This window comes from Oleiphilus sp. HI0128 (assembly GCF_001635365.1).
On record NZ_LWGG01001348.1, the window covers coordinates 1 to 998 of the forward strand.

Below are 998 nucleotides of genomic sequence, written 5' to 3' on the forward strand. Positions count from 1 at the left end.
CAATCATGGACGCCAAGGCCTACCTAAGTGAACAAAGCTTTGACCTTTGTCTCACCGATATGAATTTGCCTGATGGCAACGGCATTGATCTCGTGTCGTTCATACAAAAAAATCATCCCGATATGCCCGTTGCCATGATTACCGCGTACGGCAACGTCGAAACAGCCATCAGTGCCCTTAAGGCTGGTGCTTTTGATTTTATTTCAAAGCCTGTTGACCTTAATCAGCTACGAGGGCTGGTGACCAGCGCATTAGAGTTATCAAAACGTAAGGCAAACGAAAGTCCCTCTAGCACTCAACCCGAGCACATAAAAGGCAAAACAAAAGCCATTCAGAAGCTCAACAAACAGATCGATAAACTGGCACGTAGCCAAGCTCCAATTTATATTTCTGGTGAGTCAGGTAGCGGTAAAGAGCTGGTCGCTAAAATGATTCATCAAAACAGCCCTCGCGCTAGTACCGGCCGCTTTGTCCCGGTCAACTGTGGGGCTATTCCTAGTGAGCTGGTAGAGAGTGAATTCTTTGGCCACAAAAAAGGTAGCTTTAGTGGAGCAATCGAAGATAAATCCGGGCTATTTCGGGCAGCTGACGGCGGCACTCTATTTTTAGATGAAGTCGCCGACCTACCTCTTGAAATGCAGGTGAAGCTCTTACGTGCAATTCAGGAAAAGCGAATCCGGCCTGTTGGTGAACAGGAAGAGGTTCAAGTTAACGTCCGAATTCTTAGCGCCACCCATAAAGACCTGGCCAAACTCGTTGAAGATGGCAGCTTCAGGCAAGATTTGTTTTATCGAATTAATGTCATCAAACTCGATGTACCCTCGCTCAGGGAACGCAAAGAAGACGTTTCCTTACTCGCAGACTATTTCCTGGAAAAGATAGCCCGGGACTGTGGCGTCACAGACGCAAAGCTCTCCAATGCAGCACTTGAGAGCCTGTCAGAGTATAGCTTTCCAGGAAATGTACGAGAACTGGAAAATATCATCGAAAGAGCATTC

At 47.0% G+C, this 998-nt stretch carries 1 protein-coding gene; it reads left to right on the plus strand.

Annotated elements, in window-relative coordinates:
• The coding region (locus A3763_RS22420) for a sigma-54 dependent transcriptional regulator (protein WP_068760549.1) at positions 1-998 on the plus strand (998 nt) is incomplete at both ends.